The sequence below is a fragment of the Nocardia sp. NPDC058244 genome (assembly GCF_042882065.1).
Classification (GTDB): Bacteria; Actinomycetota; Actinomycetes; order Mycobacteriales; family Mycobacteriaceae; genus Nocardia.
The window spans coordinates 609791-633584 of record NZ_JBHVWX010000003.1; the positions used below are offsets into that span (position 1 = coordinate 609791).

23 protein-coding genes are annotated in these 23794 nt (G+C 70.4%); 7 read left to right on the forward strand and 16 right to left on the reverse strand.

Going from position 1 to position 23794, the window contains the following annotated elements:
* Positions 1 to 11: 11 nt before the first annotated feature.
* Both legP and ACFVW6_RS12535 read right to left on the reverse strand, forming a co-directional pair.
* Positions 12 to 1883 carry a Dot/Icm T4SS effector Zinc-dependent metalloprotease LegP gene (gene legP, locus ACFVW6_RS12530; RefSeq protein WP_378831920.1) on the reverse strand — a complete coding sequence of 624 codons (1872 nt, stop codon included), beginning with the start codon at positions 1881 to 1883 and terminating at the stop codon, positions 12 to 14.
* 96 nt (positions 1884 to 1979) lie between these two features.
* Positions 1980 to 2321 carry a hypothetical protein gene (locus ACFVW6_RS12535; protein ID WP_378831922.1) on the reverse strand — a complete coding sequence of 114 codons (342 nt, stop codon included), beginning with the start codon at positions 2319 to 2321 and terminating at the stop codon, positions 1980 to 1982.
* An 85-nt stretch (positions 2322 to 2406) separates the two neighbouring features.
* Here ACFVW6_RS12535 and ACFVW6_RS12540 point away from each other — a divergent pair, with 85 nt between their 5' ends.
* Entirely contained in the window at positions 2407 to 2817 is a 411-nt protein-coding gene (locus ACFVW6_RS12540; protein ID WP_355281164.1) for a hypothetical protein, read from the forward strand.
* 1 nt (position 2818) lies between these two features.
* On the opposite strand, the gene ACFVW6_RS12545 is transcribed toward ACFVW6_RS12540, so the two are convergent.
* Together ACFVW6_RS12545 and ACFVW6_RS12550 are read right to left on the reverse strand one after the other, a co-directional pair.
* Entirely contained in the window at positions 2819 to 3247 is a 429-nt protein-coding gene (locus ACFVW6_RS12545) for a hypothetical protein (RefSeq protein ID WP_378831924.1), read from the reverse strand.
* Positions 3248 to 3455: 208 nt separating this feature from the next.
* Entirely contained in the window at positions 3456 to 4667 is a 1212-nt protein-coding gene (locus ACFVW6_RS12550) for a cytochrome P450 (RefSeq protein ID WP_387791575.1), read from the reverse strand.
* Between the two features lie 63 nt (positions 4668 to 4730).
* Between ACFVW6_RS12550 and ACFVW6_RS12555 the strand changes: the two genes are divergently transcribed.
* Positions 4731 to 5543: an SAM-dependent methyltransferase gene (locus ACFVW6_RS12555; protein WP_378831928.1), complete on the forward strand. Its 813-nt coding sequence runs from the start codon at positions 4731 to 4733 to the stop codon at positions 5541 to 5543.
* 17 nt (positions 5544 to 5560) lie between these two features.
* Here ACFVW6_RS12555 and ACFVW6_RS12560 read toward each other — a convergent pair whose 3' ends face one another.
* The gene (locus ACFVW6_RS12560) at positions 5561 to 8038 is read right to left on the reverse strand and encodes a molybdopterin-dependent oxidoreductase (protein WP_378831930.1); all 2478 of its coding nucleotides are present in this window, start codon (positions 8036 to 8038) and stop codon (positions 5561 to 5563) included.
* Between the two features lie 129 nt (positions 8039 to 8167).
* On the opposite strand from ACFVW6_RS12560, the gene ACFVW6_RS12565 reads away from it, so the two are divergent.
* Positions 8168 to 8785, forward strand: a complete 618-nt coding sequence (locus tag ACFVW6_RS12565) for a TetR/AcrR family transcriptional regulator (protein WP_355281158.1) — start codon at positions 8168 to 8170, stop codon at positions 8783 to 8785.
* On the opposite strand, the gene ACFVW6_RS12570 is transcribed toward ACFVW6_RS12565, so the two are convergent.
* The 4 genes from ACFVW6_RS12570 to ACFVW6_RS12585 are packed head-to-tail and all read right to left on the reverse strand — an operon-like array spanning position 8747 to position 13449.
* Complete coding sequence (locus ACFVW6_RS12570; RefSeq protein WP_378831934.1) at positions 8747 to 9853, reverse strand: PDR/VanB family oxidoreductase; 1107 nt, start codon at positions 9851 to 9853, stop codon at positions 8747 to 8749. The genes ACFVW6_RS12565 and ACFVW6_RS12570 overlap by 39 nt on opposite strands.
* Positions 9850 to 10737 carry a metal-dependent hydrolase gene (locus ACFVW6_RS12575; RefSeq protein ID WP_378831937.1) on the reverse strand — a complete coding sequence of 296 codons (888 nt, stop codon included), beginning with the start codon at positions 10735 to 10737 and terminating at the stop codon, positions 9850 to 9852. The genes ACFVW6_RS12570 and ACFVW6_RS12575 overlap by 4 nt, the downstream gene beginning before the upstream one ends.
* On the reverse strand, positions 10734 to 12500 hold the full coding sequence (locus tag ACFVW6_RS12580; protein ID WP_378831939.1) for an amidohydrolase family protein: 1767 nt from the start codon (positions 12498 to 12500) through the stop codon (positions 10734 to 10736). Before ACFVW6_RS12580 ends, ACFVW6_RS12575 begins: the two co-directional genes overlap by 4 nt.
* 7 nt (positions 12501 to 12507) lie before the next feature.
* The gene (locus ACFVW6_RS12585) at positions 12508 to 13449 is read right to left on the reverse strand and encodes an alpha/beta fold hydrolase (RefSeq protein ID WP_378831941.1); all 942 of its coding nucleotides are present in this window, start codon (positions 13447 to 13449) and stop codon (positions 12508 to 12510) included.
* Between the two features lie 192 nt (positions 13450 to 13641).
* Between ACFVW6_RS12585 and ACFVW6_RS12590 the strand changes: the two genes are divergently transcribed.
* Positions 13642 to 14331, forward strand: coding sequence for a TetR/AcrR family transcriptional regulator (locus tag ACFVW6_RS12590; protein WP_378831943.1), 690 nt, complete (start codon positions 13642 to 13644; stop codon positions 14329 to 14331).
* An 8-nt stretch (positions 14332 to 14339) separates the two neighbouring features.
* Here the strand turns inward: ACFVW6_RS12590 and ACFVW6_RS12595 are convergent, their stop codons facing one another.
* The 4 genes from ACFVW6_RS12595 to ACFVW6_RS12610 all read right to left on the reverse strand — a co-directional run bounded on the left by ACFVW6_RS12595 (position 14340) and on the right by ACFVW6_RS12610 (position 16784).
* Positions 14340 to 14717 (reverse strand): DUF5313 family protein, encoded by a 378-nt coding sequence (locus ACFVW6_RS12595; protein WP_355281148.1) that lies wholly within the window; start codon positions 14715 to 14717, stop codon positions 14340 to 14342.
* Positions 14714 to 15175 (reverse strand): MarR family transcriptional regulator, encoded by a 462-nt coding sequence (locus ACFVW6_RS12600; RefSeq protein WP_365013908.1) that lies wholly within the window; start codon positions 15173 to 15175, stop codon positions 14714 to 14716. The genes ACFVW6_RS12595 and ACFVW6_RS12600 overlap by 4 nt, the downstream gene beginning before the upstream one ends.
* A gap of 91 nt (positions 15176 to 15266) precedes the next feature.
* A complete protein-coding gene (locus ACFVW6_RS12605) occupies positions 15267 to 16142 on the reverse strand; it encodes a siderophore-interacting protein (protein WP_378831948.1) in 876 nt (291 codons plus the stop codon).
* A 39-nt stretch (positions 16143 to 16181) separates the two neighbouring features.
* Positions 16182 to 16784 carry a TetR/AcrR family transcriptional regulator gene (locus tag ACFVW6_RS12610; RefSeq protein ID WP_355281142.1) on the reverse strand — a complete coding sequence of 201 codons (603 nt, stop codon included), beginning with the start codon at positions 16782 to 16784 and terminating at the stop codon, positions 16182 to 16184.
* 126 nt (positions 16785 to 16910) lie between these two features.
* Here ACFVW6_RS12610 and ACFVW6_RS12615 point away from each other — a divergent pair, with 126 nt between their 5' ends.
* Positions 16911 to 17306, forward strand: coding sequence for a nuclear transport factor 2 family protein (locus ACFVW6_RS12615; protein WP_355281140.1), 396 nt, complete (start codon positions 16911 to 16913; stop codon positions 17304 to 17306).
* 43 nt (positions 17307 to 17349) lie between these two features.
* Here ACFVW6_RS12615 and ACFVW6_RS12620 read toward each other — a convergent pair whose 3' ends face one another.
* The 3 genes from ACFVW6_RS12620 to ACFVW6_RS12630 form a co-directional block, all read right to left on the reverse strand.
* Positions 17350 to 18180, reverse strand: coding sequence for an alpha/beta fold hydrolase (locus tag ACFVW6_RS12620; RefSeq protein WP_378831950.1), 831 nt, complete (start codon positions 18178 to 18180; stop codon positions 17350 to 17352).
* Between the two features lie 83 nt (positions 18181 to 18263).
* Positions 18264 to 18938, reverse strand: a complete 675-nt coding sequence (locus ACFVW6_RS12625; RefSeq protein WP_378831953.1) for a hypothetical protein — start codon at positions 18936 to 18938, stop codon at positions 18264 to 18266.
* Positions 18939 to 19068: 130 nt separating this feature from the next.
* Positions 19069 to 20289, reverse strand: coding sequence for a PucR family transcriptional regulator (locus ACFVW6_RS12630; protein WP_378831955.1), 1221 nt, complete (start codon positions 20287 to 20289; stop codon positions 19069 to 19071).
* A 161-nt stretch (positions 20290 to 20450) separates the two neighbouring features.
* Between ACFVW6_RS12630 and ACFVW6_RS12635 the strand changes: the two genes are divergently transcribed.
* Both ACFVW6_RS12635 and ACFVW6_RS12640 read left to right on the forward strand, forming a co-directional pair.
* Positions 20451 to 21893: a class I adenylate-forming enzyme family protein gene (locus ACFVW6_RS12635; protein ID WP_378831957.1), complete on the forward strand. Its 1443-nt coding sequence runs from the start codon at positions 20451 to 20453 to the stop codon at positions 21891 to 21893.
* Between the two features lie 90 nt (positions 21894 to 21983).
* Entirely contained in the window at positions 21984 to 23792 is a 1809-nt protein-coding gene (locus ACFVW6_RS12640; RefSeq protein ID WP_378831960.1) for a DUF3556 domain-containing protein, read from the forward strand.
* The last annotated feature ends 2 nt before the right edge of the window (positions 23793 to 23794 follow it).

Genomic DNA, 23794 nt, shown 5'->3' on the forward strand with positions numbered 1-23794 from the left:
GATTTTCCGGGCTACTGCTCCCACCAGGAGGTGTAGACCCGGCCGTCGTTGCCGGTGGTGAACGCGTCGAGTTCACCGGGGGTCCTGGCCACGGCGGCGACGGGCCCGCCGGCCGGGAAGACCCCGCCGATATTGCGCCACCGGTTGCCGATGCCGGACCAGTCCGACCCGGCCTGCCACCACGAGGTGTACACGCGCCCGTCGTTGCCGGTGATGAACAGATCCAGGTTGTTCGAGGTGCGGGCGACGGCGGCGACGGGCGCTCCGGGCGGGAAGACGCCACCGATATTGCGCCACCGGTTGCCGATGCCCGACCAGTCGCCGCCCTGATGCCACCAGGAGGTGTAGACGCAGCCGTCGTTGCCCGTGATGAACAGATCGAGATGATCGGCGGTGCGCGCCACCACCGTCACCGGCGCGCCCGCGGGGAAGATCCCGCCGATAGTGCGCCACCGGTCCCCGATGCCCGACCAGTCCGACCCGGCCTGCCACCACGAGGTGTACACGCGCCCGTCGTTGCCGGTGATGAACAGATCCAGGGTGTTCGCCGTCCGGGCGACCGAGGTCACCCGCGCGCTCGCGGGGAACACCCCGCCGATATTGCGCCACCGATCCCCGACGCCCGACCAGTCACCGCCCTGATGCCACCAGGACGTGTAGACCCGGCCGTCGTTGCCGGTGACGAACAGGTCGAGATGATCCGATCGCCGCGCGGTCGCGGACACCCGCGCGGTGCGCGGGAAGACGCCGCCGATATTCCGCCAGCGGTCCCCGATCCCCGACCAGTCCGACCCGGCCTGCCACCACGAGGTGTAGACACGGCCGTCATTGCCGACGGTGAAGACGTCGAGATTGTTCGAGGTGCGCGCCACCGCGCCCACCGCCGCCCCCGCCGGGAAGACGCCACCGATATTGCGCCACCGGTCGCCGAAGCCCGACCACTCCGAGCCCGCGTGCCACCACGAGGTGTACACCCGGCCGTCGTTGCCGGTGATGAACAGATCCAGGTGGTCGGCGCGCCGGGCGGTCGCGGTGACCGGCGCGGTCCGCGGGAAGAACCCGCCGATCCCGCGCCAGCGGTCGCCCGCACCGGACCAGTTCGGGTAGATCGCGTGCGCGGCGCCGACGTCCCCGGCCGACAGCGCCGTGCGCTGACCCATCGTCACCCCGGGCGGCAGCGCGACGCGCGGGACGATCGTGTCCTGCCCGTTGGTGCTGAAAGCCGTTGCGGGGTAATGCATGATCGAGCCGAAGTCGTAGCCGCCGACGTCGTCGCCGTCGGTGATGTGCTGGGCGAAATTGTGCCGGTTGCCCGCGCTCACATTGGCCAGGCGGATCTCGACGAACGTCTCGCGGTCCTCCCGGCTCTGTTCGTGCCAGAGGCCGATCGCGTGGCCCATCTCGTGCACGACGGTGCCGGTCGGTGCGCCACTGGTCAATTCGATCGTCTGCATCCCGCCCTGCCTGCCGACCGGGGAACGGCTGGCCGTGCTCGGCACGAACCGCACGAAGTCGGCGTGCTGGGCGGTGCGCGGGATGAACCGCAGCCGGGTGCGCGAATTCCAGTGCGCCACCGCGTCGGTGATCCGCTGCTGCCCGGGGAGCGCCGGGTCGATCTCGAAGGGGACCACCGCGTTGGGCCAGCGGAAACCGGCCCCCGAGATGACGATGCCCTCCTGCTCGCGGCGGGCGGCGATCTCGGCGAGGGTGCCGAGGACGATGTCGCCCTCGAAGACGGCGAGGTCGTCGACCGCCGCGTAGGGCACTTCCCTGAGTCCGCGGGTGGCGCTCGGGATCAGGGTCGTCCCGGCCTCGGGGCCGGAACGGAACTCACCGGTGTCGTCCTGTTCGACGGTGGCCGGGACGGTGTCGTCGATGATCATGGCTGCACTTCCTCGGATGTTCGGTGGCCGTGCAGGAAGTCTCGGCCGCGCGCGCCCGCGCGACACGCGTAGCGCGCTACCCGATGACGGGGCCGGTCAGACGGTGCGAACGGGAATGCGCAGGTCCGACACCGCTCCCTGCGCGGGCACCGGGACCGCTTGGACCGACACCAGGTCCCCGGCGACGAGCACACCGTCACCGGCCAGGTCGACGTGACAGGCCAGCCCCAGTCCGGTCCCGGCGGGCGCGTCCACCGTGAACGGCCACCGCACGCCGGGCCCGATCGCGACGCCCGCCGTCACCACCTCCGCGACGAGCGGGGCCGCGGCGTCGAGGTAGGTCACGTCCCGCACCTCGACGACGATCCGCGCCGTGGTCCGCGGACACTCCGGCGGCAGCACCACGAATCCGCTGATCCGGCGCACCTGGGCGGCCATACTTCGAGAGTAGGCCGCGCCGCGTTTCGCCCGGCCGGATGTGGCACCCTGGATTTATCCGGATCGTCCCGATCAGGAGGTTCTGATGTCCAGCTCATCATCCGGACAACGTTCCCGGCGGCACACCGGCCTCGTTCTCGTCGTCCTCACCGCCGCCGCGCTCGCCGCGTGCGGCACCAGTACCGAGCCGGTCGACCCGACTCGCCCCACCCCCACCCAGATACCGGAGATCGGCACCGCGGCCGCCGATCAGCTGTGCGACATGATGGCCGCCGAGATCGGCAACTGGCAGCAGCAGGGGCCCGCTATCGCCCGGGTGTCCTACAACGGCACCGTGCACAACTGGGCGCTGCGCAACGGCGCCATCAATACCGCGATCACGCTCAACCGGGGCGCGATCGACACCGTCACCATCGAGCGCTGCCCGGAGGTCCGCGACCAGGTACTGGCCACCCTCGACATCAGCGATCTCGCCTCGGGTCTGGCCGGGTTCTGACTCAGACCGTGGCGCCGGTGCCGAACCACTGCTCGGCCAGCTCGGCCGAGTCGGTACCGAGCGCGTGCCCGATCGACTCCCAGGACGCGCCTGTCGCCCGGACGAAGCGGACGGCCTCGACCAGCCGCTGCCGCGCGGACTCCGAATCCTGGAAGGCCAGCCGCACCGGCATCAGCGCCCGCATCTCGAACTGATGGCACTCCCAGTCCTCGAGCACCAGCCGGGTCAGCGTGGGGTCGAGCCGGCCGGACGGGCTGTGCAGGCGGCGCTCGGCGGGATCGTGCCCGAGCGGATGCGCCGAGCGTCGCCACGGCTGCCCACGCCATCGGCCGCAGGAGCACTGCGCCCGCCAGCCGATCGGCTCGCGCGCGTCGTCGCCGTCGACGAGGTCGACGACCCATCCGTGATGACACTCGAACACAGCATTCATACCGACTCCGATGTCGATTCCCGCCGACTCGGCCGTCACAGAACCCGACCGACTGGTGTGTGAGACTGCTCTTCCCAGGTATTCACCCTCGACGTCTTCCCGGCACGGCGCAACCACCTCACCCCGATATTGGGACCGATCACACAACCGCGGGACCGAGCATGGGACAACCGGTAGGATCCGGCCGCCGCGACGGCCGGACGCCGGATCAGCGCAGCGTGACGGTGGTCGGCAGCGCGGCGAAGCCCCGGTTGTTGGACGAGTGGATGCGCACGAGGTTGTCGGTATCGATCTCGTAGTCGGCCACCGCGGCGACGATCTCCTGCAACGCCACCCGCAGCTCCAGCTGGGCCAGGTTCATGCCGAGGCAGTGGTGACGGCCCGCGCCGAAGGCGAGCGAGGCGCTGGTGTCGCGGTCCAGATCGAAGGTGTCGGGGTTGGCGAAGACCGCCTCGTCGCGGTGCGCCGAGCCGCTCAGCAGCAGGATCCGGGCCTGCGCCGGGATCTCGACGCCGTGCAGCTCGATCGGGGTCGTCGTGGTGCGCAGCTGGGACTGGGTGGCGGGGTCGTAGCGCATGGACTCCGCGATCCAGTCGTCGATCCGGCCGTCGAAAGCGGCGCGGCGCTGATCGGGGTGCAGCGCGGCGCTGTGCCAGGCATTGCCGAGGGTCAGCATGACCGTCTCGATGCCCGCGCCGACCAGCAGGATCAGCACCCCGACGATCTCCTCGGGGGTGAGCCGGTCGTCGCCGTCGGCGGCGTCGAGCAGACCAGAGAGCAGATCATCGGTCCGGTGCTGACTGCGGGCGATGGTCAGCTCCGTGTAGTACCCGACCAGCGCCCCGATCGCGGCCATCGCCTCCGGGCGCAGATCGGTCGACTCGGCGTCGGTGTACATGATCTCCATGCCGAGCTTGCGCAGCAGCTCGCGGTCCTCCTCCGGCACGCCGACCAGCTCGGAGATCACATCGGTCGGGAAGGGCCCGGCGAAGTCGGCGATCAGGTCGAAGCTGCCCTGCTCGAGCAGCGGTCGCAGTGTGCTGCGGGCGATCTCGCGCAGGCGCGGCTCGAGACTCTGTACCCGGCGCTGGGTGAACGCCCGGACGACGAGCTCGCGCATCCGGGTGTGCTTGGGCGGGTCCATCGCCACGAACGAGAAGAACTTCTCCGCCTGCGGACCCCAGAACGCCGGTTCCATGCGCAGGCCGTTGGCGCTGGAGAAGCGCTCCGAATCGCGCAACGCCGCCCGCACGTCGGCATGCCGCGACAGCGCCCAGAAGTCGTCGGTCTCGTTGCGGTAGACGGGGGCCTCGCTGCGCAACCTGGCATAGTACGGATACGGATCGGCATGGACAGCGAAGTCGTAGGGGCTGAACTGCAGGGGCATGGCCGTGCCTTTCGCGGCGGCGGGACCAGCCACGCCACCACCGGTCTCGAGTCGGGCTGACAGGGACGACCGTAGTCGAGAGAAAGGAAGTGCGCCGTGGACTTCGACGCCGCTGCCGACCGGGTGGACGTCACCAAACCACACCCCGCCCGCCGGTACGACTACTGGCTGGGCGGCAGCGCCAACTTCGAAGCGGACCGCAAGTCCGCGGACGCGGTCGCCGAGGCATTCCCGTCCATCCATTTCGCCGTTCTGGAGAACCGCAGTTTCCTTCGCCGGGCGATTCCCTACCTGGTGGATACCGTGGGCATCCGCCAGTTCCTCGACATCGGCACCGGATTGCCGACCGCGGGCAATGTCCACGAACTCGCCCAGGCGATCGCCCCCGAATCCCGGGTGGTCTACGTCGACAACGACCCGATCGTCCTCTACCACGCGCGTGACCTGCTGGTCAGCTCCCCGACCGGCGCGACCGCCTATATCGACGCCGACCTGCGCGAGCCCAGCTCGATCCTCGAGCATCCGGCCCTGCGCGGCACTCTCGACCTCGAGCAGCCGGTGGCCCTGATGCTCTGCGCGGTACTGCACTTCCTCACCGACGAGATGCACCCCTACGACGTGGTGCGGGACCTGTGCGCCGCGCTGCCCTCGGGCAGCTACCTGACCATGACCCACGCCACCGACGACCACCTCTCGGCCGAGGACCTCGAGGCGACCATCGCCGCCAACGAGCGCAGCGGCGTCCCGTTCCGCCTCCGCTCGACCGCCGAATTCACCCGTTTCTTCGACGGCCTGGAACTCGTCTCGCCGGGCATCACCTCGGTGATCGACTGGCGCCCCACCGAATGGCGTCCGCATCCGCGCAAGGAAGCGGTCTCGATGCTGTGCGGCATGGCCCGGATTCCCTAGCCGCACAAGAGATTCCGCTACAGCGCCTCCAGCCGGGCCGGAACGTGCTTGTGCCACGGGGTGCCCGCGAAGGCGTCCTTGTGGGTGGTGCTGGTCAGTTCGTTCGGTGACACGCCCGCGCTGGTCGTGGTGCCGTCGCCGGCCGGGAAGTCGAGGCCGTGCCCGTTGGGCAGGGCGATATTGCCCGCCCGCATCATGTCGCTGATCTCGACCGTCACGGTGGCCGTTCCGGTCTCTGTGACCAGCCGGGCCAGGTCGCCGTCGGACACGCCCGCCGCGGCGGCGTCGTCGGCGCTGATGCGCAGGTGGCCGTCGCGGTCGCGGCGGCGCCAGTCCGGGTTGCGGAAGATGGTGTTGGCGGTGAAGGACCGGCGTTCGCCCGCGGCGAGGACCAGCGGGAACTCGGGCGTGGTCCAGGCGGCGCGCGCGGTGGGCAGCGCGCGCACCTCGTCGAGCAGGGTGTCGACGTCGAGGGTGAACCGGCGATCCTTGCGTTTGACGTAGTGCCAGACGTCGTCCCAGGTGTCCTCGGTGAACACCACTCCCGACGGCGACGCGAGGATCGTGTCGAACAGCCGGTTTCCCGGTGTCAGACCGCCGCCGGTGAATCCGGCGCGACCGACCGCCTTCGGGTTCGACAGCGCGCACAGCTGGCTCACGCCCCAGAGCACCGCGGCCCCGCGGACCGCGGGATCGAGGGTGGCCCCGAGTGTTTCGTAGAGCAGGAACGGCACGACCTTGCCGAGTGCGGGGTCGGCCGCGACGGTCGCCAGGAAGCTCGCGCCGAAGGTGTCGCGGCCGGTCTCGGCCGCGCGCCGCAGCCGGGCGACGGTCGCGTCGTCGACCACCCGCATCCGGCGCAGCAATCGCGCGTAGATCTCCGGTTCGGGCAGGGTGCCCGCGAGCGGTTCCAGCAGCGGCTTGCGCAAGTGGAAGACGTTGCGGGGGAACTCGAAATTGAAGAACGTGGCCTCGGGCTTCTCGAACTGGCTCGCGGCGGGCAGCACGTAGTCGGCCTGCCTGGCCGTCTCGGTGAACGCCACATCGATGACGACGGAGAGCTCGGTGGCCCGCATCGCCGCGCGGAAACGCTGGGAGTCCGGCAGCGAGTGCGCCGGGTTCGACGAGTCGATCCACAAGGCGCGGAACCGTTTCGGATGATCGGTGAGGATCTCGTCGGCGATCGAGTTGCACGGCACCAGCCCGCCGATGATCTTGGCCCCGGTCACCGGCGTGACCCGGCCACCGCCACCGCCACCACCACCGCCGCCTCCGGCGAGCAGTCCACCCGCCAGCGGCACCACCGCGTCGAGCAGTGCGGCGGCGCCCGCCTCGAGGCCGGGCCGCAGCGCGCCGACCTTGGCCAGCGTGGGCAGGGTCGTCCCGACGGCCGCCGCGACCGTGGTGACGGTGCGGGCCAGCGCCTTCTTGCGCAGCTTGTCCAGCGCGCTGGGCGGCTTGCGCGGGCCCGACGGCGTGCCCGATCCCCCGGCCAGCAGCGCGAACGACGAGTGCAGGAACATCGTCCCCGGCCGCCCGAAATTGCCGGTGACGATCCACAGCAGCTTGTTCAGATACGAGACCAGCGTGGAATTGGGCGCCTGCTGGATGCCGAGATCCTCGTAGACGCACACGCTCGACGCCGTCGCGATCCGGCGGGCGGCGGCCCTGATCCGGTCGACCTCGACGCCGCTGATGGTGGCGAACGCGGGAATGTCGATGTCCAGGAACGCCGCTCGCACCTCGTCGTAGCCCGCGGTGTGCGCGGCGACGAACTCGGCGTCGACCAGGTCCTCCTGGATGATCACCGCGACCAGCGCCGCCACCAGCCAGGCGTCGCGCCCCGGCGCCACCTGCAGGTGGAAGTCGGCCATGGCCGCGGTCTCGCTCACGCGCGGATCGATCACCACCATCGATCGCGCCGGATCGCCCGCGACCTGCTTGAGGATCGGCCGCGCCCGCGGGAAACTGTGCGACTGCCACGGATTCTTGCCGACGAAGACCAGCACCTCGGCATGCTCGAAGTCGCCCTTGGTGTGCCCGCCGTAGAGGCGCCCGTCGACCCAGATCTCGCCGGTCTTCTCCTGCGCCAGCGCGTTCGAGTGATACCCCGAGCCGAGCGCGCCCCGCAGCGCGAGGGCGTTGGCCGAGCCGAGGTGATTGCCCTGTCCCCCACCGCCGTAGAAGAAGATCGTGTCGCCGCCGTGCGCGTCGCGCAGCGCGGTCAAGCGCGCGGCGATCTCGTCGAGGGCGGTGTCCCAATCGATCTCGCGATAGCTGCCGTCGGCCTGCCGCTTCAGCGGGGTGGTCAGGCGATGCGGGCCGTTCTGATACAGATCGAGGCGCATCGCCTTCTCGCAGGTGTAGCCCTCCGACGCCGGGTGCGTCTTGTCGCCGCGGATCTTCGCCAGCCTGCGCCCGTCCAGTTCGACGGTGATGCCGCAGTTGCATTCACACAGGACGCACGCGGTCGCCTTCGGCTGCGTTTCCACCATGGGACATCCTTCGCCGCGGTGACGGAGATCGCCGTCACACCCGAGTAGTATGCTATGCAACATAACATAGAGAGTGGGCGCCTACCATGACAGGTGCCCGACCCGAGATCGCCGAAGGAGACCGTCCCCGTGGGAGCCCGCACCAACACCCGGCAGAAGATGCTCTACAGCGCCGTGGAACTGCTGCGCGAACGCGGTGCGGCCGGGGTGACCGTCGATGCCGTGCTGGCCCGCAGCGGCGCGCCCCGCGGGTCGGTCTACCACCACTTCCCCGGTGGCCGGGCCCAGATCATGACCGAATCGCTCACCCTCGCCGGGGACACGATCGGCACGATCATCGATCAGGCGGCAGCGCGCGGATCACGCACGGCGCTGCGCAGCATCGGCGAGTTCTGGACCGCGATCCTGCGCTCCTCCGAATACGAGGCGGGCTGCCCGGTGGTCTCGGTCGCGGTGGGCGGTTCCTCCGAGGACCGGCACCTGCGCCCGGAGATCGCCGAGATCCTGCGCCGCTGGCATCGCGCCCTGGACGCGGCCCTGACCGCCGACGGCGTCGACCCGGCGCGTGCGGGGCGGCTGGCCACGATGGCGATCGCGGCCGTGGAGGGCGCGGTCATCCTGTGCCGGGTCGACGGCTCCACCGAGCCGCTCGACGAGGTGCTCGCCGAGCTCGAGACCATGCTCGGCGCCGCGACCGGCCGCGCGGCCTCACAGGTCGAGGACGAGAGTCCCGCTGTCGCACCGTGATACGCAGGCGAGGGCCTTGCCCTCGGCCCGCTCGGCGTCGGTGAGCACGGTGTCGCGATGGTCGGGGTCACCGGCCACCACCCGCACCACGCAGGTCCGGCAGAAGCCCTGACGGCAGGAGTACGGCTGGTCGGGCCGCACGCGCAGGAGCGCGGCGAGCATGGTCTCGTCCGCGCCGACATCCACGGACTCACCGCTGCCCGCCAGTCGCACCGTGAACGGCGCGCCGTCCACGACGGGCGCGGGCGAGAAACGCTCCGCGTGGAATTCGATGCCGTCGCGCTGCCTGACCGCGTCCAGCAGGGCGGCGGTCAGGACGGTCGGTCCGCAGCAGTAGATCGCGGTGTCGGTGCCGACACCGGCGAGTAGTTCCGCGACGGTGGGGATGCCGTGCTCGGCGTCGGTGCGCACCGTGACGCGGTCACCGAACTCCGCGATCTCGTCGAGGAACGGAAGGGTCGCGCGGGTGCGCCCGCAGTAGACCATCGTCCACGGCACCCCGAGCCGGTCGGCGGCCCTGGCCATGGTCAGGATCGGGGTGATACCGATGCCAGCGGCCACGAAATGCAGTCGGCGCGCGGTGGATCCGCGCCCGGGCGGGGCGAACGGGAAGGCGTTGCGCGGACCGCGCACGGTCAGCTCCGCGCCGACCAGCAGGGCGTCGTGCACCTCGATCGACCCGCCACCACCGGTGGGGATGCGGCGCACCGCGATCCGGTAGACGCCCCGGTCGGCCGGATCGCCGCACAGCGAGTACTGGCGGACGCGCCCCGAGGGCAGTTCCAGGTCGACGTGCGCGCCCGGCTGCCAGCGCGGCAGGGCACGCCCCGACGGGGACTCCAGGCGCAGGCTCACCACGTCGGCGTCGGCCGCGACGATCGTCCGCTCGGTCACGACGACCGGGAAACGGCGGTCGTCCACGCCGGATTCGAGCCTGCGCCGGTTGAGCAGCGTCGACAGGCTCACCTTCGCGGTGGCGATCCGGTCGATCACCCGGGTGGTCGGGTCGTGGTCGTGCTTGCCGTACAGGTCCGGCGGCAGCGTGGTGGGGACGCCGGGCCCGGTCACTGGTGCGCCGCCCTGGCCGCGGGCGACTTCGCCAGATACGCGATCGCCTGCTCGGTCGAGCCCACATTGTTCGGCGAATAACGCGGATCGAACGTCGACAGCGCGCTGACGGCGAGCGCCCGCAGGCGTGGCAGCGCACCGCGCCGCATGGCGCCGAGGATCCGCCACAGCAGCATCGGATAGCCGATGTCGGGCATGCCGGGGTCCTGGTTGATCAGGTAGCGGGTGCCGCGCAGGATCAGCACCAGCAGGATCGGGATGACGATCATCATCATCACCGCGCGCCGCAGATAGCCCGCGCCGATGTAGATCGCCACATCGTGGGCGACATTGCGGTGCTCCACCTCCTCGGCGCCGTGCCAGCGGAACAGGTCGAGCATCCGCGGATCGGCGTGGTGTTTCTCCAAGTCGGCGTTGAGGATCCAGTCGCCGAGCCAGGCGAAGAAGTGCTCGAGGCTGGCGATGAAGGTCAACCGCTCCACCATCCGCACCTCGGTGGCCGCGGTCCCCGCGTCCCGGGCGCCGAGGGTGTTGCGGAAGACGAATTCCATCTGCCGCACATACGGCGCGGTATCGATGCCGTGCGCGGCGAGCACCCCGGCCAGCACCTTCTGGTGCGTCTCGGCGTGCATCGACTCCTGGCCGATGAAGCCGAGCATGTCCTCGCGCAGCTTGGCGTCGCGCACGTACGGCAGCGCCTCGCTGTAGGCCGCGCAGAACATCCGCTCCCCTTCGGGCAGCAGCAGATTCAGCGAGTTGACGACGTGCGAGGCGACCGGCTCGTCCGGCATCCACCGCAGGGCGGTGTCGGTCCAGTCGAACCGCACATTGCGCGCGTGCAGCGCAACCGGCGCGGGTGCGCTCCGGCGGCGGGGCAGCCTCATCGGACCTCCTCCGTGACCGGGGTGTCGGCGCGCAGGAAACGGCCGGCGCCCCAGGTGGTGCCGAGCCCGTCGGCGAACTCGCCGCGCGCGAACACCCGCTTGCCACCGACGACGGCGGCCGGGACGGCGTCGTCGCTGCGGTTGACCATCCGGTTCAGCCCGAATTCCGGCAGCGGCGCCTCGTGCAGCTCGTGCACCCGGGCGTCCAGGCAGGCGGGGTCCAGGACGAGCAGGTCGGCGCGATCGCCTTCACGCAGGTGACCGGCGTCGATCCGGAACCAGTCGGCGAGCTCCCCGGTGAGCCGGTGCACGGCCCGCTCCACGCTGAGGAACGGCTTCCCCGCTTCCTGCGCGCGCAGCACCCGTTCCAGCAGACGCAGCGGATAGTTGTAGAAGGCCATGTTGCGCAGGTGCGCGCCGGCGTCGCCGAAGCCCATCTGCACGCCGCTGCTGGCGGCGAGCTTGTCCAGGTAGCCGGGCCGGTCGTTGGCGATGGTGGTGCGCCAGCGCAGCGCGGAGCCGTGTTCGACGACCAGGTCGAGGTAGGCGTCGACCGGGTGCAGGCCCCGGTCCGCGCCGACCCGGCCGATCGTCTTGCCGACCACGGCGGCGTCGGGACAGGCGATGATCTCGGCGTCGAAGAAATCGCGGTGCCAGATGCGCGGGGTGAACTTGTTGTCGTACTGCGTGCGGAACCAGCGCCGGTAGGACTCGTCGCGCAGCAGTTCGTTGCGCTCGACCTGGTCCTTCAGGTGCAGCGCGGCCGCGCCGGCGCCGAACTCCTCGAAGACCACCAGATCGATGCCGTCGGCGTACACGGTGAACGGTACCGGCAGGTGCTGCCAGCGGAAGTCGGTGCGCGCGAAGCGGTTCAGCAGCGGCGCCACCGTCAGCATGAACCACACCAGCGGCGGATAGGCCTTGGAGTCGGCGGCCGAGAGCAGCGAGGTGCGCAGCGGACGACGTCCGATCCCGGCGCTGGCCAGGAAGAACTTCGCGATGTTCGGGCGCAGGCTCACCGTGGGCGCGCTCTGCAGGACGCGGCGGTTGCGGCGCAGCACGCGGTTGAGCGCGCGCACCTCCTTGCCCCGCGCGTAGGTCGAGGGCAGCGAGCGGGAGCGGTACTCGTCGCCGTCGATCTTGTCGAGCGGGTTCGACATCGACGACAGGCCGAGGAAGCCCGCCGCGATCGCCTCACCGAGCAGCTCCTGCATCCGCTCGAGCTCCGCGGCCGTCGGCCGGGTGTCCCTGGTGACGGCGCGACCGAGGCCGAGCACATGGGTGCGCAGATCCGAATGCCCGAGGAACGCAGCGATATTGGGCCCGAGCGGCAGCTCGTCGATCGCCTTGGCGTATTCGACCGGATCCGACCAGGTCCGCGTGCGGTCGAGGGTGTCGTAGACGGCGTCGCGGGGCACGGCCTCGACCCGGCTGAAGATGTCGGCGCAGTCGGTGTTGGAGGCCAGCACCGTCGACAGCGAGCAGTTGCCGATGACGACGGTGGTGACACCGTGCCGCAACGACTCCGACAGCTCCGGTTTGATCAGCACCTCGGCGTCGTAGTGGGTGTGCACGTCGACGAAGCCGGGCAGCACCCACTTGCCGTCGGCGTCGATCACCTCGGTGTTCGGTCCGATGGGCAGCGGCTCGGCCGAGACCCGCCGCACCACGCCGTCGGTGATGCCGAGATGGCGGCGCTGCGCGGGGGCGCCGGTGCCGTCGAACCAGGTGCCGCCGGTGATGACGAGATCGAAATCGGTCATGGGAGAACTACTTTCCGGTGTCGGTCGAGTGCGCGGCGATGAACTTCTCCGCGTAGTCCGCGATCGCGCCGGGGTCGGTGAAGGGCAGCCAGTGGCCGCGCGGCAGGTCGTGGCGGACCAGCTCGTCGGCCCGCTCCGCGTAGCCGTCGTAGCCGGCCGGGCGCACGGCGATGTCGCGGGTGTTGACGATCAGCTGGACGGGCACGGCGGTGCGGCGGTCCCGCGGCGCGACCATCCGCGGAATGATGTTGGCCTTGTAGAAGCGCAGGCCCGAGACCATGTCGCGGCGCAGGCTGTCGGCGACGGTGACCTGCTCGGGCCGGATGCCCTCGACCAGGCGCAGGAACAGCCGCCACAGCCGCGCCGAACCGGCCACCCGGAAGAACAGGCCGGGCAGCACCGGCAGCATGAAGAACCCGGTGTAGGCCGAGGACAGGCCCTGGGCCAGCGTGTTCCACACCGCGCGCGGCGTCGGCCTGCGCAGCGGGGCCCGCAGGAACGTGCCGAGATGGTCGAGGTTGGGACCGGAGATCGAGGTGAACGACGCGACGAATTCCTCGGCGCCCGGCTCGCACACCGCTTCCCAGACCTGCACCGAGCCCCAGTCGTGCGCGACGACGTGCACCGGCTGCTCCGGGCTGAGCTGATCGATCACGGCGAAGAAATCGGTCGCGAGCCGGTCCAGGCGATACGCCGACACCGCGCGCGGCGCGCTGGACTCCCCGTACCCACGGGTGTCGTAGGCCAGCACCCGGTAGTCGTCCGCCAGCAGCGCGATCACGCCGTCCCACAGGTGATGGGTGTCCGGCCAGCCGTGGACCAGTACCACGGGTACACCGTCGGGCCGTCCGTACTCGAAGACGGCGAGCTCGATCTCACCGTTGCGGACCCGGTGCTGTCGCCGTGGTTCGGGCCGGACACTGGACTGATGGTCGAGGTGAGCCGCCATGGGAATTCCTTCTGGACGCGTGCGCCACTGCACGTTGTACTCCGGGTTCGATTACACGGTACCGCTGGTACCGGTGGAGAGTTTCCCGGGCCGGTGGCGACCCTGTCAAGCACGACCGGGCAATCACCACTGGAACTGCCGGTATGCTGCCGATACGGCTTGGGGCGACGCGGAAAGAACAGGGACATGTCGATGACATCGGGGCGTTCGGCCGCGCGGATCCTCTCGCGCGACGATGTCGTCCAGGGGGCGATCCGCGCCATCGGCCGCGACGGCGCGCAGGTGACGATGGGGGCGATCGCGGCCGAGGTGGGCGTCGCGAAACCGCGGCTGTACCGCATGTTCACCGACAAGTCCGACCTGGACCGGGCCGTCGCGGACTGGCTGGTCGACCAGATCTACCGGGCGGTGGCGCCGGATCTGTCGCTGATGATGCAGACCCGCCGGACGACCGTGCACCAGTTCCTGACCGCGGCCACGGAGGTCGTGCTCACGTACCCGAACGTGTTCCGCTACGTCGCGATCACCCAGAGCGTCCCGACCGGCGACGGCACGGCCCGTCCGCTCGATGTGGGCAGGCGCCTGTCCGGCGATCTCGCCGAACGCACCAGCACACTGTTCGCCGCGGTCGGTCTCGACACCGACGGTGTCGAGCACCTCGCGCGCGGCATCGTCGGCTTCCTCGTCGCGGTCACCGATCTCTGGCTCGACGTGCCCGGCACGCCGGATCCCGCCGCCACCAGGGAATTCATCGAGCGCAGCACCGATTCGGTCTGCCAGCTCCTGGACGGCTTCCTGCGCGGCAAGGGTGTCACCGTCGACCCGGATCAACCCGTGGTCGAAACCCTCGCCGCGATCTCCCAGGGTCTCCCCCAGGCTTGACGCGGCGCTCAGCCGCGCTGGTGACGGCTCTCGTAGGCGGCGCGCTCGGCGTCGGCGCGGCGGCGCTCGGCCTCGTCGGCCAGTTCGGGGTCGAAGCCGTGGCTGACCAGGCGGTGCCGCCGGTAGACGTAGACCAGGGCGACGGTGAAGTAGACCAGCGGCAGGTAGAGCAGCGCCATCATCGACAGGCCCATCCAGAGCGGACCGGGGACCAGCAGGAACAGGCACAGAATCGGCAGCACCGGGAGCAGGAAGCGCATCAGGTAGCGGCGGGTGGCGCCGGGACCGGTCAGGTCGGCGAGGACCCAGTCCGCCATCTCCGGCGGCAGGGTGCCCCCGGTGACGTAGCGCACGCGCTGCCAGAGATTGGGGGTCGAGGCGGTCATTGGTGCTCCCTCACGTCCGATGCGCGCCGCGCGGCCGCGTTGACCCGGCCGAGGACATCGCGCAATTCTTCCAGATCCGCCAGGCTCACACCGAGCCGCTCGACGACCGCCGGCGGAATCTCCTCGGCCTGCCTGCGCAGGTCGCGGCCCGCCGCGGTGAGATCGATGTGCAGCGTCCGTTCGTCGTGCGGATCGCGACGGCGGGTGATCAAGCCGGCGGATTCGAGCCGCTTGAGCAGTGGCGACAGCGTCGCCGAGTCGAGCTGGATCGCCTCGGCGACCGCCTTGACCGACATCGGCGCCTCACCCCACAGGGCCAGCATCACCAGGTACTGCGGATGGGTCAGGCCCAGCGGTTCGAGCAGCGGACGGTAGACCGCCAGCACCGATCGGTTGGCCACCGCCAGGGCGAAACACACCTGCCGGTCGAGCCGCAACGGGTCGTCGAGCTCCTGCATGATCCACCGCCTTCCTTCGTCCACACACTATTATGCCACTAATAGTTAGTGCAATAACTATTAGTGGCATCACAGACCGGACGGCCGGGGATCACTCCTCGTCGACAAGCGGCTCCCCGGCGGCGGCGCGGCGAACCTTCTCGCGGCCGTTGTCCTCCTCGGTCCGCCCCTGCCGCCAGTACCCGGTGAAGGTGATGGCGCGCTTGTCGATACCGCGGTCGCGCACGAGATTGCGGCGGGTGAGCTTCACCAGTTCGGCCTCGCCGGAGATCCACGCGTACGGTGCGCCCGAAGGGAATTCGGCGGCGCACACCGCGTCCACCACGGCCGCGCCGTGCGGGCGATCACCGCGATGCACCCACCGGACGCGCACGTCACCGCGAGTGTCGAACCGCTGCTCGTCGGCGGGACCGGCGACCTCGATGAACGCCAAGACCGCCGCGCCCGCGTCGAGGCGTTCGACGATCGCGCCGATGGCCGGAATCGCGGTCTCGTCGCCGATCAGCAACTGCCAGGCGGGATTCGGCGGCGGGGTGTAGAGCGCGTGCGGCGGGCAGAGCAGGCCGATCTCGTCGCCGGGCGCCGCGGTCGTGGCCCACTCCGACGCGGGTCCGGCGTGCTCGGCGTGCAGCGCGAAATCGATGTCCAGCTCACCGATCTCGGGCCGTTGCGCCCGGATGGTGTAGGTGCGCATCGGCGGGCGGATCTCGTCGGCCATGGCGAGATACCGCTGGTACCAGCTCATCACGCTGCCCGCGTCGTCGAGCGGCGGCGGGACGACGGGACGCCGCTGGCCGGGCAGCGGGAAGAACAGCTTCGTGTACTGATCCGGTCCCGCGTCCCCGAGGGCGGCTGGGTCCGGACAGGTCAGGGTGACGCGCACCATGCGCGGGGTCAGCCGCACCGCGCGGCGGACCCGCAGCGGCGCGTAGACCATGGTCGGACGGGACACAGTCTCGGTAGCCATTAGGCAAGGCTAACCTATCACCCCCGGGGTCGACACTCCCTAGTCGACCGCCAGGCCCGAGATGAGCTGCTCGATGACGCCCCGGACAGCCGTCGTCGCCTCGGGATCGTCGGAGTTCGCCAGGTACTGCGCCGCCTCGTCCAGCGCGCCCACCACCACCAGCGCCAGCGGCCGCACCGGCTGCTTCCTGATCCGCCCGGCCGCCATCGCCCCGGCCAGCGCGTTCTCCACCAGGCCGATGGTGTGCCGCAACTCGATCTCGCGCCACCGGCTCCACCCGAGCACCGCCGGCGCGTCGAGCAGCGCGATCCGCCGCACCTCGGTGGCGGTGGAGGCCTGCAACCAGGCCAGGCAGCCGACGATCAGGCTCGCGATCGGATCCGCGGCCCGCGCCGCGGCGACCGCGGTGGCGATCACCTCGACCAGGCTGCGTTCGAGGTCCTCGAAGACCGCCTCGAACAGATCCTTCTTCTCGGCGAACTGGTGATAGAGCGCGCCCCGGCTGACCCCCGCGGCCTCGGCGACCGCGATGGTGCTCACCGCGCCGTATCCGAACTGCCCGAACAGTTCTCGCCCGGCGCGGACGACCGCGGCACGGGTGGCGGCCGAGCGCTCGGCTTGGGTTCGGCGATCAGGGTTCATGGCGACGTCGAAGTCTAGGCCAGCACGGCCGCCAGGGCGGATCGAGGCCCTTCGCCCCCTTGACCGGGCACCCCCGCTCCGGGAACATACAGTCATCCTGTTTGTATCTCGGAAGGGGCCGGCCGCATGTCCGATGCCACCAAGGATCTGTTCGAGCGCTACCACGCCTGCTGGGCCGACCGCGACCCCGATCGCATCGTCGCCCTGCACACCACCGATTCGATCTTCCACCTGCATTCCGGCGGCGCGCCGGCGCACGGACGCGACGAGATCCGCGTCGCCGCGGCGGAAACCTTCGCCCTGGTCCCCGACCTGACCTTCACCCAGGTCGACCTGCGCGTCGGCGACGACTTCTGGGTGGTGCGCTGGAAGCTGTCCGGCACCTCCGTCACCGGCGGCGCCGTCGATGTGGATATCGCGGACATGGTGCTCGTCGAGGACGGCGCGGTGAAGGAGAAGCACACCTACGTGGACGGCGTCGCCATGCAGGCCGCTTTGTCCGCGCCCGCCGAGATCGCCTGAGTCAGTGGGTCTTCGCCGGTGGCACCGCCCACCGGCGAACTCCTCAGTGTGGCCGGTCGGCGTGCTCGATCGCCGACAGCACCGCGGCGGTGACCGTCTCGGGCGCCTCCACCATGACCAGGTGCCCGGCGTCGTCGACGACGATCTCGCGCACCGGCCGCAGCGTCCGATTCAGCTGCGCGCCCGCGCGCGCCGACAGCACCCGGTTGCGCCCGCCCCAGATCGTGGTGATCGGCGGGAAATCCTCGGGCGGCACGAACTCGTCGAGCGTGGCCAGGCGCGGGATCTCGCGGGCGATCGCGGCGGTCACCATCAGCCTGCGCGGCTCGGTCCAGCTCGACCGCAGATGCCGGGCGGTCGCGTCGGTGTGGGCGCCACCCGCGCCGAGTTGCTCGGCGACGATGAGCCCGGCGAGCGGACCCGGGATGCGGACCATCGACAGCAGCGAGTCCAGGCGCACATGCTTGCCGAGCAGCGCGGCCCAGCCGGTCCTGGTCGGCTTCACGGTGGCGGGGGTCAGCGGGCTGCTCAGCACCAGCGACCGCACCAGGTCCGGACGCGCCTGCGTGAACAGCAGCGACAGCGCGCTGCCGAAGCAGTGCCCGACCAGCGTCACCTCGCGCAGATCCAGTTCGGTGAAGACCGCCTCGACCATGGCGAGGTAGTTCTCCAGGGTGTACCCCGCGTCGGGGGCCTCCGATTCGCCGTAGCCGATCAGGTCGACGGCGACGACCCGGTGCGCGGACCGCAGCGCGTCGTACTGCGCCCGCCAGATGGTGCGATCGCCGCCGAGATTGTGCAGGAAGACGACCGGTGGCCCCGATCCCGCCTCGTCGTAGGCGATCGACGTTCCACCGATATCGAGACGTGGCATCCGCGATGCCTCCTTTTCCCCACACCACCTCGTCGTGGTGTGGTCACGGTAACTCGAGCCCAGCGCCCGGTCCCGGCGAACCCTCAGACCGGCAGCAGGCCGTCGGCCATCAGCTGATCACGAATGGCGTCGGTGAGCTGTTCGGTCAGCGGATCCAGCGGTGTCACCGGCACCGGGAGCCCGTCCTCGACGCGCGTCTGCACGAGGGCGTGGGCCAGGACCAGGAACTCCGCGGACCGGACGGTGCCCCAGGTCCTGGCCACGATCGCGCGGGTCGGCGCGGTCGGGTGGACCGCCCGGCGCCGCCACCGGTGCAGGTCGGTGTGGACCGCGGCGTTGAGGCGACGGTCGGCCGCCGCGTATTCGGCGCGGCGGCGCTCCGCGAGCATGTCCCGCGACACCCGTGGATACAGGTGTTCACACAGCACGGCATGGCGGGCGTCCTCGCGCGCGGTGCCGCGCAGGGCCGCGACGGTCCGGGCGGCGGGGATCCCGCTGCCGTGGATCGCGCGCCAGTCGGCGCGCAGGTCGTCGAGGATGGCCGCTTCGGCGACGGCGACCCGGCCGGTGAGCTCGGCCGCCTCGGCGTCGACGCGGGCGGCGCGATCGGCGGCCGATGTCGTGAATTCGGCGTCGTCGAGCCAATTCTCGTGAATTCTCGCGACTTCCGATCGGATATAGGGGTCGATATTCCGGCGCGTGGCGCTCGGCAGGCATTCCCGCGCTGTTCTTTTCCGATGGTCATCCGGTGCGTTCATTCCGATTCCCCAGTAGTGCGTCGTTCGGTATGGGAATCGCGTTCCCATCCCTCCACCATCGGCGCCCCCGATCGAATCCGCCCGCGGATCGGCCCAACGCTGTGGGCATTCACAGCGGATCACGCCCGGATCACGACTTCGGCAGACCCAGCTGAGCGCAGGCCCGCAGGGCCACCTCGAGGTCGAGTCTGCGCTCGGTGAGCGGATGACCCAGCAGCTCTTCGGCTTTGCGCACGCGGTAGTGCACGGTGTTCTTGTGCACGTGCAGCCGGGCGGCGGCATCGGTGTAGCTGCCGCGCGCGTCGAGGAACGCCCGCACGGTCTCGCGCAATCGCGCGGCCGTCTCGTCCTCCCCCATCAGCCCGCCCAGCACCCGGCTCGCCCACTCCTGCACCTCGGGCACCCGGTCGGTGAACAGCGCCGACAGCGCCACGTCGGCGTATCCGGTGAGCCCGTGCGTCCGGGTGGCCAGGGCGACGGTGCGGGCCCGCTGGGCGTCGCGGCAGGTCTGCCGGAAGCCGTCCAGGCCGGTGGCCGGATCTCCCAGTGCCACCGACAGTTTCGGCTGCCCGCGCAGACCGCGGACGAGCCCTTCGGTGTCGAGCACCGGCTTCCCGGCCGAGGAGATCCACACCCAGCGGCTGTAGTCGTCGACCTCGACGGTCATCGGGGTCTTGCCGGTCGCGGCGGCCATCAGCGCGATGCCAGCCCGCAGGATCGCGCCGGGATCGCGGGTGCCCGGTGGCGTCCACAGCACCGCGAACTGCTGCCAGCCGCGCAGCGAGACCCCCAGCATCTGCTCGGCCGAGGCCAGGTCCAGATCGTCGGCGTCGAGCACCGCGCGCACCTGGGCGGCGCGGGCGGCGTCGGTGCGCGCGTCCCAGCGGCGGCGTTCGCTCTCGTAGATGTCGATCAGGCCCTCGATCACCTGGTCGATATAGCTGTTGACGATGTCGGCGATGCGGGCGGCGGCGGCCAGGGCGATGTCGGTGGGCGGGTTCAGTTCGGTCAGCAGCGTCATCGTCCACTGCACGAACATGTGCTCGCCGAGCCGGTAGGCCCGCAGCAGCGCCTCCAGCGACAGATCGTGCTGGGCGAAGCGGCGGGCGTATTCGGCGGCGGCGGGCGGCACGGTGACGTCGTCGATGCCGATGGCCAGGGTGAGCATGTCCAGGATGGCGGCGAGGTTGGACTCGGTGCTGGCCACCATCAGCCTGCGCACCTCGTCGTCGTGCCGGAATTCGGGGATGACCTCGGTGAACATCGAGGTCATCGTCGGGGCCAGCCGGTCCAGGTCCGCCTTGATCCGGCCCGCCACCGTCCGCACGAGGGGGTCGTTGTCAGGGGCCATGGGCGCAGACAGTACCCCCGGTGCCGGGGCGGACGGCGCGGTTTGTGCCCGGGGCACAACACCGCGTCGCATTGCTGGGCTGCGGGCCCGTAGGCGGCGCCCGATCCGCGCCCTACCTTGAGACATGTAATCCAGATCACATCAGTCTCCGGTGAGGAATCATGCGACACATCGCCGAATTGCCCGAGGTCAGAGCCACCGCCGACCCGCACGGACCCGCGCTGGCCGACGACTCGACCACGCTGTCCAACGCGCAGTTCCACGCGCGGGTCGAGGCCGCCGCGTCGGTCCTGCACCGGGCGGGAGTCCGGGCCGACGATGTCGTCGCCGTCGTGCTGCCCAACCGGGTGGAGCTCGTGGTGGTCCTGTTCGCCGCCTGGCGGCTCGGCGCCGCGGTCACGCCCGTGAACCCCGGCCTCACCGACGACGACATCCGGTACCAGATCGAGGATTCGGGCGCCGGGGTGGTGATCGGCGAATCCGGGCGCGCGGGGGTCACCCTCGCGGTCGACGACCTCGCGCGGTCCGCCGGCCCGGTCGCCGCCGCGGCGCCCGTCGACAACCTGGCGCTGATCATCTACACCAGCGGCACCACGGGCAGGCCCAAGGGCGTGCTGCTCGGGCACGAGAACCTGGCCGCCATGTGCACGATGATCATCGGCGCGCTCGGCCTGGACGCGACCGACCACAGCCTGCTGATCCTGCCGCTGTTCCACGTCAACGGCATCGTGGTCAGCGTGCTGTCGCCGCTGCTGGCGGGCGGGCGCACCACCATCGCGGGCAAGTTCTCCGCGTCGGGATTCTTCGACGCCGTGGCACGGATCCGGCCCACCTATTTCTCGGCGGTGCCCGCGATCTACGCGATGCTGGTGGCCCAGCCCGAGGGCGAGCACCCCGACGCGTCCTCGCTGCGACTGGCGATCTGCGGCGCGGCGCCCACCCCCGCCGAGCTCATCGACCGCTTCCAGCAGCGCTACGGCGTGCCGATCGTGGAGGGCTACGGCCTGTCCGAGGGCACCTGCGCGTCGACCCTGAATCCGGTGGCGGGACAGCGCAAACCGGGCACGGTCGGGCTGCCGCTGCCCGGCCAGGCGGTGGCGATCATGGACCCCGACGGCGCGCTGGTGGCGCCCGGTGAACCCGGGGAGGTCGTCGTCCGCGGACCGAATGTCATGCGGGGCTATCTCGGCAAGCCCGCCGAGACGGCCGCCACCGTGGTGGACGGCTGGCTGCACACCGGCGACGTCGGCTACTTCGACACCGACGGCTACCTGGTGCTGGTCGACCGGATCAAGGACATGATCATCCGCGGCGGGGAGAACCTGTACCCCAAGGAGATCGAGAACGCGCTCTACCGGCACCCGGCGGTCCACGAGGCCGCGGTGGTCGGGGTACCCGACGCCGTGCTCGGCGAGGTACCGGTGGCCCATGTGGTGGCCGCGCCGCGGGCCACGATCACCGCCGCGGAGCTGACCGAGCACTGCCGGGCGGAACTGGCCGCGTTCAAGGTGCCCGTCGCGATCCTGCTCACGGCCGAGATGCCGCGCAATCCGGTCGGCAAGATCGACAAGAAACAACTGCGGGAACTCGCCACGCACGTCTGAACACCACTGCGCCACACATCAATTCGAACGGAAGTCGGACTTTCGGTCGCGGTCCGCCGCGCCCGCGAGCAGGAAGAAAGGAATCGGGCCATGGGCTTCAAGACGGGAGATTTCCCGCCGGTGGATACGGAGACATTTCTGGATCTGACACTGCGCGAACGTATTCGGACGCTGGCCTTGCACTGGGCGGAATACGGCTTCGGCACGCCGAAGATGATCCACACCATCTACATCCTGAAATTGCTGGTGGTCTATGTCCTCGGCGGCGTCGTGCTGGCGACCGTGACCTCGGGCACCGGGCCGTTCTGGGATGTCGCGCAGTGGTGGAACCAGCCGATCGTCTACCAGAAGCTGGTGCTGTGGACGGTCCTGCTCGAGGCCATCGGCGTCGCGGGCTCGTGGGGGCCGCTGGCGGGCAAGTTCAAGCCGATGACCGGCGGCGCGCTGTATTTCGCCCGGCGCGGCGCCATCCGCCTGCGACCGTGGCATCGGGTGCCGTTCACCGACGGTGACTCGCGCACCCTGCTGGACGTGGCCCTCTACCTCGGCTTCCTCGCGTCCCTGCTGGTCGCGCTGCTGGCGCCGGGCAAGACCACCGCCTCGCTGCTGGCGGCGTTGCCGGACAACACGTCCGGGCTGGTCGCGCCCGCCCTGCTGGTCGCGCCGATCGTGCTGTACGTGCTGTGCGGACTGCGCGACAAGACGATCTTCCTGGCGGCCCGCGGCGAGCAGTACCTGCCCGCGCTGCTGTTCTTCGCGGTGCTGCCGTTCACCGACATGATCATCGCGGCCAAGCTGCTCATCGTGATCGTGTGGGTCGGCGCCGGGGTGTCCAAATTCGGCAAGCACTTCACCAATGTGGTGCCCCCGATGGTGTCCAACAGCCCGGCGATGCCCTTCCGGTCGATCAAACGCGCGCACTACCGCGACTTCCCGCACGACATCCGCCCGTCGGGGCTGGCCTCGTTCATGGCCCACGTCGGCGGTACCACCGTCGAGGTGGTCACCCCGATCGTGCTGCTGTTCACCACCAACCACTGGCTCAACCTGGCCGGCGTCGCCATGATGGTGATCTTCCACCTGTTCATCACCTCCACCTTCCCGCTGGCGGTGCCGCTGGAGTGGAACATCCTGTTTGCCTACCTCACCGTGTTCCTGTTCCTCGGGTTCCCGAACGCCGAGGGCTACGGCGTGTTCGACATGTCCTCCCCGTGGCTGACGGTGGCGATCGCGGCGGGTCTCGCGTTCTTCCCGGTGCTGGGCAATCTGCGCCCGGATCTGGTCTCGTTCCTGCCGTCCATGCGCCAGTACGCGGGCAACTGGGCCTCGGCGCTGTGGGCCTTCGCCCCCGGCGCGGAGGCGAAGCTGAACACCATCGCGCACCGGCCCGCCGACAACCAGATCGACCAACTGCTGGCCATGGGCTACCCGCCCGCGGTCGCCGAGATCACCATGCAGCAGACCATCGCCTGGCGGTCGATGCACAGTCAGGGCCGCGGCCTGTTCTCCCTGCTGTACAAGCACATTCCGGCGCTGGACAGCTGGACGGTGCGCGAGGCCGAGTTCGCCTGCAACTCGCTGATCGGGTTCAACTTCGGCGACGGTCACCTGCACGGTCTCGACCTGATCGCCGCGGTGCAGGCCCGGGTCGGGTTCGCGCCGGGAGAATGGATCGTAGTGTGGGTGGAGTCGCAGCCGATCCACCGCGGCACCCAGCGGTACCTGGTGGTCGACGCCGCGCTCGGCGTCCTCGAACGCGGCACCTGGGAGGTCGCCGACGCGGTGGCGGCGCTGCCGTGGCTGCCCGACGGCCCCATCCCGCACCGGGTGACCTGGCGACGCGACGACGTCACCACGATCGCCGCGCAGCACGACACCGTGGCCCAGTCGGCCGAGTAGGA

What these genes read in the sequence shown, in the direction of transcription:
- legP (WP_378831920.1), bottom strand. Translation starts at nt 1,883, where the DNA reads ATGATCATCGACGACACCGTCCCGGCCACCGTCGAACAGGACGACACC.
- ACFVW6_RS12535 (WP_378831922.1), bottom strand. Translation starts at nt 2,321, where the DNA reads ATGGCCGCCCAGGTGCGCCGGATCAGCGGATTCGTGGTGCTGCCGCCG.
- ACFVW6_RS12540 (WP_355281164.1), top strand. Translation starts at nt 2,407, where the DNA reads ATGTCCAGCTCATCATCCGGACAACGTTCCCGGCGGCACACCGGCCTC.
- ACFVW6_RS12545 (WP_378831924.1), bottom strand. Translation starts at nt 3,247, where the DNA reads ATGAATGCTGTGTTCGAGTGTCATCACGGATGGGTCGTCGACCTCGTC.
- ACFVW6_RS12560 (WP_378831930.1), bottom strand. Translation starts at nt 8,038, where the DNA reads ATGGTGGAAACGCAGCCGAAGGCGACCGCGTGCGTCCTGTGTGAATGC.
- ACFVW6_RS12575 (WP_378831937.1), bottom strand. Translation starts at nt 10,737, where the DNA reads ATGAGGCTGCCCCGCCGCCGGAGCGCACCCGCGCCGGTTGCGCTGCAC.
- ACFVW6_RS12580 (WP_378831939.1), bottom strand. Translation starts at nt 12,500, where the DNA reads ATGACCGATTTCGATCTCGTCATCACCGGCGGCACCTGGTTCGACGGC.
- ACFVW6_RS12585 (WP_378831941.1), bottom strand. Translation starts at nt 13,449, where the DNA reads ATGGCGGCTCACCTCGACCATCAGTCCAGTGTCCGGCCCGAACCACGG.
- ACFVW6_RS12590 (WP_378831943.1), top strand. Translation starts at nt 13,642, where the DNA reads ATGACATCGGGGCGTTCGGCCGCGCGGATCCTCTCGCGCGACGATGTC.
- ACFVW6_RS12595 (WP_355281148.1), bottom strand. Translation starts at nt 14,717, where the DNA reads ATGACCGCCTCGACCCCCAATCTCTGGCAGCGCGTGCGCTACGTCACC.
- ACFVW6_RS12600 (WP_365013908.1), bottom strand. Translation starts at nt 15,175, where the DNA reads ATGCAGGAGCTCGACGACCCGTTGCGGCTCGACCGGCAGGTGTGTTTC.
- ACFVW6_RS12605 (WP_378831948.1), bottom strand. Translation starts at nt 16,142, where the DNA reads ATGGCTACCGAGACTGTGTCCCGTCCGACCATGGTCTACGCGCCGCTG.
- ACFVW6_RS12610 (WP_355281142.1), bottom strand. Translation starts at nt 16,784, where the DNA reads ATGAACCCTGATCGCCGAACCCAAGCCGAGCGCTCGGCCGCCACCCGT.
- ACFVW6_RS12615 (WP_355281140.1), top strand. Translation starts at nt 16,911, where the DNA reads ATGTCCGATGCCACCAAGGATCTGTTCGAGCGCTACCACGCCTGCTGG.
- ACFVW6_RS12620 (WP_378831950.1), bottom strand. Translation starts at nt 18,180, where the DNA reads ATGCCACGTCTCGATATCGGTGGAACGTCGATCGCCTACGACGAGGCG.
- ACFVW6_RS12625 (WP_378831953.1), bottom strand. Translation starts at nt 18,938, where the DNA reads ATGAACGCACCGGATGACCATCGGAAAAGAACAGCGCGGGAATGCCTG.
- ACFVW6_RS12630 (WP_378831955.1), bottom strand. Translation starts at nt 20,289, where the DNA reads ATGGCCCCTGACAACGACCCCCTCGTGCGGACGGTGGCGGGCCGGATC.
- ACFVW6_RS12635 (WP_378831957.1), top strand. Translation starts at nt 20,451, where the DNA reads ATGCGACACATCGCCGAATTGCCCGAGGTCAGAGCCACCGCCGACCCG.
- ACFVW6_RS12640 (WP_378831960.1), top strand. Translation starts at nt 21,984, where the DNA reads ATGGGCTTCAAGACGGGAGATTTCCCGCCGGTGGATACGGAGACATTT.